We start from the raw sequence: 8,755 nt of genomic DNA on the forward strand, positions 1-8,755 counted from the left end.
TATGGGGGTAATTCTAATTAGTGTACCGCATGGTATATTAATTAAAAAATAACCAGTTCACTATAGCGCAGTCTATCGACCAGAAAAATCATTATTTGATAAGAGCAGACAACATGAGCACGATTCAGTACGTCCTGACCGGCATGATTATAGCTTGCAGTGTGACCTTAGGGGGATGCAGCAAAAACAATGCGGCAACAGAACAGGAAGTTCCCTTTGTCATGGTGACTCAGCCGAATACCTCCTATTTAGAACAGAAAAGTTATGCCGGGGATGTACAGGCACGTCAGCAAACGCCACTGGCGTTTCGGGTCGCTGGTCAGATCACCCAGCGTTATGTCGATGTCGGGGATCAGGTTCGGGTAGGGCAAGTACTGGCAAGCTTAGATGTCAAGGATGCGGAACTGCAGTTAAACGCAGCGCGTGCCCAACTGGAAAGTGCCCAGTCTGCAGCCAAAATTGCGGAAGATGAACTGAACCGTTTTAAACAGTTACTACCGGCCAATGCGGTCAGCCGCTCGCAATATGATGCAGTCGAGAATCAATATAAGGCAGCTAGATCGAATCTGAAGCAGGCCCAGTCCAATTATGATGTCAGCCGTAACCAGACGGGGTATAACCGCTTAATTGCCAATAAAAATGGCGTGATTACTGCACGTCATATTGAAGTCGGTCAGGTGGTGGCGGCAGGGCAGGCAGCCTTTGAAATTGCGCTCTCCGGAGATCGTGAAGTGGTGATTGGGGTACCGGAACAGGCGGTGAGCGAAATTAAAGTGGGTCAGCCCGCTTGGGTTACCCTCTGGTCGAAAAAAGATGAAAAATTCAGTGCTTATGTGCGTGAGATTTCTCCGGCTGCAGATCAGTCCCGGACTTTTACGGTTCGGGTAGCATTACGTGAAGGCCAGAAGTCAATTCAGCTCGGACAAAGTGCCCGTGTATTCTTTATCAAAACTCAGGACAATGCTCTGAGCGTACCCTTATCCAGTGTCTCTGCGACGGATGGTCAGGCCTATGTGATGATCGTTAAGCCGGACGCTACTGTACGTAAGATCCCGGTACAAATTGGTGCTTATGGCCGTGATTCTGTGCCTGTGCTGAGTGGCCTCAAAGCAGATGATTATGTAGTGATTGGAGGCATTCACCTGCTCCGGGATCAGCAAAAGATCCGGCCGATTGACCGTCAGAACCGTAGTGTGACCATTCGGGCTGGAGGTTAAACATGAATTTTAACCTTTCCGAATGGGCCCTGAAAAATAAGGGTCTGGTGCTGTATTTCATGATTCTGCTCGGTCTGGTCGGCATCATGTCCTATTCCAAACTGTCACAGAGTGAAGATCCGCCTTTTACCTTTAAGGTGATGGTGGTACAGACCTACTGGCCGGGGGCCAGTGCACAGGAAGTTTCCTTGCAGGTCACGGACCGGATTGAAAAGGAACTGATGACCACGGGACAATATGAACGCATCATGGCTTATTCCCGTCCAGGTGAATCGCTGGTGACCTTTGTGGCCAAGGATTCGCTGCGGTCCAAAGAAGTTCCTGATGTCTGGTATAACGTCCGTAAGAAAATTAATGATATTCGGCATGAACTGCCACAAGGCGTGCAAGGCCCGTTCTTTAACGATGAATTCGGCGATACCTTCGGCAATATCTATGTGCTGAAAGGCAAAGATTTCGACTATGCCACACTAAAAGAATATGCCGACCGTCTGCAACTACAATTGCAGCGTGTCAAAGATGTTGCCAAAGTTGAGCTGATTGGCCTGCAAGATCAGAAAATCTGGATTGAGATTTCTAATACCAAAGCTGCACAGCTGGGGATTCCAGTCACTGCCATTCAGCAGTCGTTACAACAGCAAAATGCCATGAGCAATGCCGGTTTCTTTGAAACCGACACAGACCGGATTCAGGTTCGTGTCAGCGGTGCATTGCAGACTGTAGAAGAGCTACAGCAGATGCCACTGTATGTGAATGGTAAAACTATCCAGCTCGGCGATGTCGCAGAGGTCTATCGTGGCTTTACCGATCCCGCCCAGCCACGTATGCGTTTTATGGGGGAAAATGGCATTGGTATTGCGGTATCGATGCGTAAGGGGGGAGACATCATTGCCTTGGGTAAACATCTGGAACAGGAATTTGCCCGCCTGCAGAAATCCCTGCCTCTGGGAATGGACCTGCAAAAAGTATCGGATCAGCCGGTGGCAGTAAAGCGCAGTATCAACGAGTTTATGAAGGTGCTGGCGGAAGCCGTAATTATCGTGCTTCTGGTCAGCTTCTTCTCCCTCGGCTTCCGCCCGGGACTGGTGGTGGCTTTTTCGATTCCTTTGGTACTGGCGATGACCTTTGCCGGGATGCAACTATTTGATGTCGGTCTACACAAGATTTCCCTGGGTGCACTGATTCTGGCACTTGGCCTGCTGGTCGATGATGCCATTATTGCCATTGAGATGATGGCGATCAAAATGGAACAGGGCTATAGCCGGCTGGAAGCTGCCGGGCATGCCTGGCGTACCACGGCATTTCCGATGTTGACCGGAACCCTGATTACTGCAGCTGGCTTCCTACCAATTGCGACTGCTGCATCCAGTACCGGGGAATATACCCGTTCTATCTTTCAGGTGGTGACCCTTGCCTTGCTGGTGTCCTGGATCGCTGCAGTGCTGTTTGTCCCTTATCTGGGTGACAAACTCCTGCCGGATTTTAATAAAGATCTGATCCAGAAAGCCCCCTGGTATCAGCATCTCTGGGCACGTCTGCGCAAGCAGCCTGAACCAGAGCCGATTGTGCATCATGCGGGGGAGCATCATGATCCTTATCAAACCCGGTTCTATCAGGGTTTTAGACGTTGGGTAAATATCTGTGTCACTTATCGCAAGACCGTGATTGCGTTGACTGTAGGAATTTTTGCCCTGTCGATCATCATGTTTAAATTCGTACCGCAACAGTTCTTTCCACCCTCGAATCGGGCGGAGATCCTGGTTGATCTGAAACTGGAAGAGGGGGCTTCACTGAAAGCCACCGAAGCTGCCGTGAAAAAAGTTGAAGATTTCCTGTCTAAACAGGAGGGCATTGATAATTATGTGGTGTATGTTGGCACCGGCTCACCGCGTTTCTATTTGCCTTTAGATCAGCAATTGCCTCAAACCAGCTTCGCCCAGTTTGTGGTATTGGCCTCTTCCCTGGAAGATCGTAATGAAATCCGTGAATCTTTAAGCAAGCAGATTCGTCTGCTGTTACCTGAAGTACGTACCCGTGTATCTTTGCTGGAAAATGGTCCACCGGTCGGTTATCCACTCCAGTTCCGGGTATCGGGTGAAGACTTGGCGCTGGTACGCAGCTGGGCACAAAAAGTCGCTGCCAAGGTAGCCGAAAACCAGAACACCACCAATGTGCATCTGGACTGGGGCGAGCCAAGTAAAGTGATCAAATTAGACATTGATCAGGACCGTGCCCGCCAGATGGGGGTGAGCAGTAGTGATCTGGCCAATTTCCTGAACAGCTCCATTGCAGGCGCGGGACTGGATCAGTTCCGGGAAAAACGTGAGCTGATTGAAATCCGTCTGCGTGGTGAGCAGGCTGAACGTGTCGATGTGGCATCTTTAAGCAGTCTGGCGGTACCCACTGCACGTGGTAACTTTGTGCCCTTGGCGCAGATTGCCAATATTGAATACAGCTTTGAAGAGGGACTAATCTGGCATCGTAACCGTTTGCCGACGATTACCGTACGTGCGGATATCCGTAGCAATTTACAACCAGCCACCGTGGTCAATCAGATTGCTCCTGTCTTGGAGAGCATTAAAGCTCAATTACCAAGTGGCTACTTGATTGAGGTAGGTGGAACCGTAGAGGAATCAGCACGTGGTCAGACATCTGTGAATGCCGGTATGCCATTGTTCCTGGCAGTGGTTCTGACCCTGCTGATGATCCAGCTGAAGAGTATTTCACGGACCTTTATTGTGTTCCTGACCGCGCCACTGGGTATCATTGGCGTGGTACTCTTTCTGTTATTGTTCAATAAACCGTTTGGTTTCGTCGCCATGCTGGGTACGATTGCACTCTCAGGCATGATCATGCGTAATTCCCTGATTCTGATTGATCAGATTGAACAGGATATTCAGGCTGGGGAATCACAATGGGATGCCATCATCAATGCCACGGTACGCCGTTGCCGTCCAATTGTATTGACTGCCCTGGCTGCTGTACTGGCCATGATTCCACTTTCACGTAGTATTTTCTTCGGCCCAATGGCAGTTGCCATCATGGGCGGACTGATTGTGGCGACACTGTTAACCTTGTTTTTCCTGCCAGCCTTGTATGCGCAATGGTTTAAGGTAAAGAAAACTTCGCAATCGGTCTAAAACTGTCTTAAAATCAGGTGCGAAATATTAAATTTTTTAATATAGTAGTGCCTGATAATTTTACAATTTTAAAAAATGCGAAGTTGCCGTTTTTCCCGTGTTGCAGAAACGGACAACGAGGTTGAAAGAGACATGAATCAAAAAAGTTTAACTCAAATGCGGCGCTCTGTAGCCATTGCATATGTGTTCATGTTTTTAGCCTCTTTTACCGTGATTTTTGGAATTTTTTCTTATTGGTTAGCACGCAAAGTCGCTCAGGTCGACTATGCAGAAGTCTGGCTACAGGCACAAGCGCTGTGGATCATGCGTAATGTGGTGATCTATACCATGCTGGCTGTTTTTGCAGCCCTCTGGTTTATTCCACTCTTTTTCCATGCCTGGGACAGCATGTTATGGGTGAAAGCCTGCACGGTCGCTGGCGTCGTATTCAGCTTTATTGCGTTTATTTTCATGATTAATGCCTGGTTCAAAGGCGTGTCCAAGTTCTATCAAAGCAAAGCTGTTTTCTAGGCTTTCGATTTTTTTTCAGATTCCCCCTTGTAAAAACTGGTTTGACCCCCAATTTCAGACCACAGTTAAGTATTAAATAAAATTCCGTGAGGAGCATCGCCAGACATGGCTAAACGTGATTATTATGAGGTTTTGGGTGTTGCTAAAACCGCTAGTGATGATGAGATTAAAAAAGCCTACCGTAAGTTGGCGATGAAATATCATCCAGACCGCAACCCTGACAATCCAGAAGCTGAAGAAAAGTTCAAGGAAGCTTCAGAAGCTTATGAAGTACTGTCTGACAGCGAAAAGCGCAGCATGTACGACCGCATGGGCCATCAGGCCTTTGAAGGTGGTATGGGCGGCGGCGGTGGCTTCGGCGGTGGTTTTAGCGCAGAAGATATTTTCAGCCAGTTCGGTGACATCTTTGGTGGGGCATTTGGTGGCGGTCGTCAGCAACAACGTGCGCGCCGTGGTTCTGACTTACGTTATGTCATGGAACTGAGTCTGGAAGAAGCAGTCAAAGGCGTCAAGAAAACTATTACCTTCACTGCACCTGCACCATGTGATGCTTGTGATGGTAAAGGCTCTAAAAATCCGAATGATGTGGAAACTTGTCCGACCTGTCATGGTGCGGGCCAGGTACGTATGCAGCAGGGCTTCTTCTCTGTACAGCAAACCTGTAGCACCTGTCGCGGTCAAGGCAAGATCATCAAGAATCCATGTAATAAATGTCATGGTTCGGGCGTATCTGATCGTCAGCAAACCCTGGAAGTTACCATTCCAGCCGGCGTGGACAATGGCGACCGTGTACGTTTAACCGGTAAGGGTGAAGCGATCCGTGATGGTCAATCAGGCGATCTGTACGTAGAAGTGGTGGTGCGTGAGCATGAGATCTTCCAGCGTGATGGTGCTGACCTGTATATGGATGTGCCTGTTTCAATTGCTGATGCTGCATTGGGTAAAGAGATTGAAATCCCAACCCTGGATGGCCGTGTCAGCCTGAAAATCCCGGAAGGTACGCAAACCGGTAAATTATTCCGTTTACGTGGTAAGGGTGTAAAACCTGTTCGTACCAGCATGACTGGTGACCTGTTATGCCGGATTGTGGTTGAAACACCGGTAAACCTGACTGCACGTCAGCGTGAATTGCTGAAAGAGCTGCAAGCATCAATGGATGGGGAAGGTAGCCAATCTTCACCGAAGAAAAAATCATTCTTCGATCGTCTGTTTGACTAATTGAATGAGAATAGAAAAGGACGCTCAGGCGTCCTTTTTTTAGATCTCAGCTTTACAGTTCACCGATTTTTAAAGAGAAAAAATTGGTATCTTCCTCAGATTTCTATATAAGTTTACTGCTTAGTAAAGCTCCTGTCATACCTTACATTCCTGTGGCTTGAACTTACTCTGTTATTTCAACAAAGCTAACATAAATGATACTGATCTCATCTTTTGCAATTTGTTGAAGTAGCTAAACTGATTATAAGAATAAACAAGTTGATCACGCATATTTTTTTAAAATTTAAGGTAACCGAGATGATAAAAGTAAATATTGGTATTTCAGCCGAAAACAGAGCGGAAATTGTAGAAGGTCTATCCAGACTACTTGCCGATAGCTACACCTTATATTTAATGACCCATAACTTTCATTGGAATGTCACCGGCCCGCAATTTAATACTTTACATAACATGTTCATGCAGCAATATACTGAACAGTGGAATGCCTTGGACATCATTGCAGAACGGATCCGTTCTTTGGGCTTTCCGACACCAGGAACCTATCAGCAGTTTGCAAAGCTGACTTCTATTGAGGAAATTGAAGGTGTGCCTAAAGCGGAGGAAATGATTCGGTTACTGGTCAATGCCCATGAAACAGTTGCCCGTACCGCAAGAAGCATGTTCGATACTGTAGATAAGGCAAATGACCAGCCAACTGCGGATATCTTGACTCAACGACTGAATGTGCACGAGAAAACAGCTTGGATGTTAAGAAGTCTGTTAGAAGAGTAAATATTTCAGATATACAAAGCTGAATTTTTAGTTTTCTATTTCCAAAATATTGCTCTCATACAACTGGCCTATGGTGATCCTATGGGCTTTTTATATTTTTTAATCCTGAGCTCGTAATGTATACAGGAAAAACAGCTTGCCCAATATTTTATAGAAAGCCGACTCTTTAGAATTTAATTAAACATTTCCTGCATATCAAAAACGCTCATGACCTTCTTTAATTCTTTTCATTGATTTTTATGCGATCAATCTTAGTGTTAGGAGCGAGTTTTGCTATAGTAAGAATAATTTCGAATCAATATCAGGACTATGTTATGTCAGCGATACCACGCATTGGAATTTTAGGTGCAGGCGGCCGTATGGGACGCATCCTTATTCAGGCAGTGAAAGAAGCCGACTATCAATTGGGCGCAGCAGTTGAACGCCCAGAAAGTACCTTAATTGGTACAGATGCAGGTGAAATGGCAGGTATTGGTGCAGTTGGCGTAAAAGTTGTAGGTAGTCTTGAAGAAGTGGTGAAAGACTGTGATGTTGTCATAGACTTTACTGCACCTGCAGCCACTGTACATCACCTTAAAGTGTGCCGTGAAAATGGCGTGGCCATCGTGATTGGTACCACGGGTCTCAACGACGAACAAAAAGCTTACCTCGATGAGTCTGCAACTGAAACCCCTGTGGTTTATGCTGCCAACTATTCAGTGGGTGTAAACGTCTCAATTAAACTACTAGAGCTAGCATCTAAAGTGTTTGGTGATACCGTTGATATTGAAGTGATTGAAGCGCACCATCGTCATAAAGTGGATGCACCATCAGGTACAGCACTGATGTGGGGTGAGGCAATTGCAGGTGCACTTGGCCGTGATCTGAAAAAAGATGCAGTCTATCACCGTGAAGGCCATACAGGTCCACGTGAGCGCCAAAGTATCGGCTTCCAAACGATTCGTGGTGGTGATATTGTGGGTGAGCATACAGCGATGTTTATTGCCGATGGCGAACGCGTTGAGATTACCCATAAAGCCACTAACCGCATGAACTTCGCTTCAGGTGCAGTACGTGCCGCGGCTTGGGTAGTTGGTCGCGAGGCGCGTAAATATGACATGAAAGATGTACTTGGTTTTAACGATATTCAAGTTTAAATTTTCGTCAAAATCATTTATAAATATAAGAATAACTAAAACTAAAATAAGACGACAATGGAATGAAAAAAGTCATACTCATGTTCTGTGCTGTGGCATTTGCCGCCGCAGCACAGCCTAAATCTGTACCGAATGCCAAACTCAGTATTAATAAAAATAATATCAAGGTCTGGACCTATCAAGACAAGAACAATCCGGTTTTTCTGTATAAAGCTGAAACGACCTATGATGTACCGATCGAACAGGCAGTGCACCTGATTATTGATGTCAACAATGCAGTAAAATGGGTGCCTTATATGGGCAATGTGAAGGTACTCTCCCGGGATGACAAAAAGGGCGATTTCACCTTGTATATGGTGCTGGATTTCCCATTTCCGCTGAAAGACCGGGACTTAGTGGTACAAGGGAAAATGATCCGTGAAGCCAATGGCCAGATCACGATTAAGAACAAAGCCATTCAAAAGGGCTATCCACTAAATCCGGATTATGTACGCTTGACCCATTATGAAGGTGATTGGACTTTTAACCGTTTAGGCGAGAAAAAGGTCAAGGTCTCTACCTATGGTTATGCCAATCCTGAAGGCTCTATCCCGCTGACCTTTGTAAATATGTTTGTACAGCAGCAGCCTTATCAGATGTTGCAAAAAATGAAGCTGGAACTGAATAAATCCTCTACAGTTCCGGTATTGCCAGAAGCGCTGCGTTAGTCAGTCTTGACATCCTCACCCACCTAAAGGAGGGTGATTCCTACTGCTAGACGCTC

General features: G+C 46.5%; 7 protein-coding genes. All 7 read left to right on the forward strand.

Features of this window, described 5'->3' with window-relative positions:
- The first annotated feature begins 113 nt into the window (after positions 1 to 113).
- Complete coding sequence (locus C8322_RS00080; protein WP_004814092.1) at positions 114 to 1,217, forward strand: efflux RND transporter periplasmic adaptor subunit; 1,104 nt, start codon at positions 114 to 116, stop codon at positions 1,215 to 1,217.
- A 2-nt stretch (positions 1,218 to 1,219) separates the two neighbouring features.
- The gene (locus C8322_RS00085) at positions 1,220 to 4,357 is read left to right on the forward strand and encodes an efflux RND transporter permease subunit (RefSeq protein WP_111810232.1); all 3,138 of its coding nucleotides are present in this window, start codon (positions 1,220 to 1,222) and stop codon (positions 4,355 to 4,357) included.
- Positions 4,358 to 4,489: 132 nt separating this feature from the next.
- Positions 4,490 to 4,867, forward strand: coding sequence for a hypothetical protein (locus tag C8322_RS00090; RefSeq protein WP_004814094.1), 378 nt, complete (start codon positions 4,490 to 4,492; stop codon positions 4,865 to 4,867).
- A gap of 105 nt (positions 4,868 to 4,972) precedes the next feature.
- Positions 4,973 to 6,085, forward strand: a complete 1,113-nt coding sequence (gene dnaJ / locus C8322_RS00095) for a molecular chaperone DnaJ (protein ID WP_004895889.1) — start codon at positions 4,973 to 4,975, stop codon at positions 6,083 to 6,085.
- Between the two features lie 297 nt (positions 6,086 to 6,382).
- Entirely contained in the window at positions 6,383 to 6,856 is a 474-nt protein-coding gene (locus C8322_RS00100) for a Dps family protein (RefSeq protein WP_111810233.1), read from the forward strand.
- 314 nt (positions 6,857 to 7,170) lie between these two features.
- Positions 7,171 to 7,992, forward strand: coding sequence for a 4-hydroxy-tetrahydrodipicolinate reductase (gene dapB / locus C8322_RS00105; protein WP_111810234.1), 822 nt, complete (start codon positions 7,171 to 7,173; stop codon positions 7,990 to 7,992).
- A gap of 62 nt (positions 7,993 to 8,054) precedes the next feature.
- Complete coding sequence (locus C8322_RS00110) at positions 8,055 to 8,699, forward strand: hypothetical protein (RefSeq protein WP_111810235.1); 645 nt, start codon at positions 8,055 to 8,057, stop codon at positions 8,697 to 8,699.
- The last annotated feature ends 56 nt before the right edge of the window (positions 8,700 to 8,755 follow it).

The sequence above is a fragment of the Acinetobacter sp. SM1B genome (genome assembly GCF_003289665.1).
In the GTDB taxonomy this organism is placed as follows: Bacteria; Pseudomonadota; Gammaproteobacteria; order Pseudomonadales; family Moraxellaceae; genus Acinetobacter; species Acinetobacter schindleri.

Coding starts and splice junctions, on each gene's coding strand:
- dnaJ (WP_004895889.1), top strand. CDS start 4,973: ATGGCTAAACGTGATTATTATGAGGTTTTGGGTGTTGCTAAAACCGCT.
- C8322_RS00110 (WP_111810235.1), top strand. CDS start 8,055: ATGAAAAAAGTCATACTCATGTTCTGTGCTGTGGCATTTGCCGCCGCA.
- C8322_RS00090 (WP_004814094.1), top strand. CDS start 4,490: ATGAATCAAAAAAGTTTAACTCAAATGCGGCGCTCTGTAGCCATTGCA.
- C8322_RS00080 (WP_004814092.1), top strand. CDS start 114: ATGAGCACGATTCAGTACGTCCTGACCGGCATGATTATAGCTTGCAGT.
- dapB (WP_111810234.1), top strand. CDS start 7,171: ATGTCAGCGATACCACGCATTGGAATTTTAGGTGCAGGCGGCCGTATG.
- C8322_RS00085 (WP_111810232.1), top strand. CDS start 1,220: ATGAATTTTAACCTTTCCGAATGGGCCCTGAAAAATAAGGGTCTGGTG.
- C8322_RS00100 (WP_111810233.1), top strand. CDS start 6,383: ATGATAAAAGTAAATATTGGTATTTCAGCCGAAAACAGAGCGGAAATT.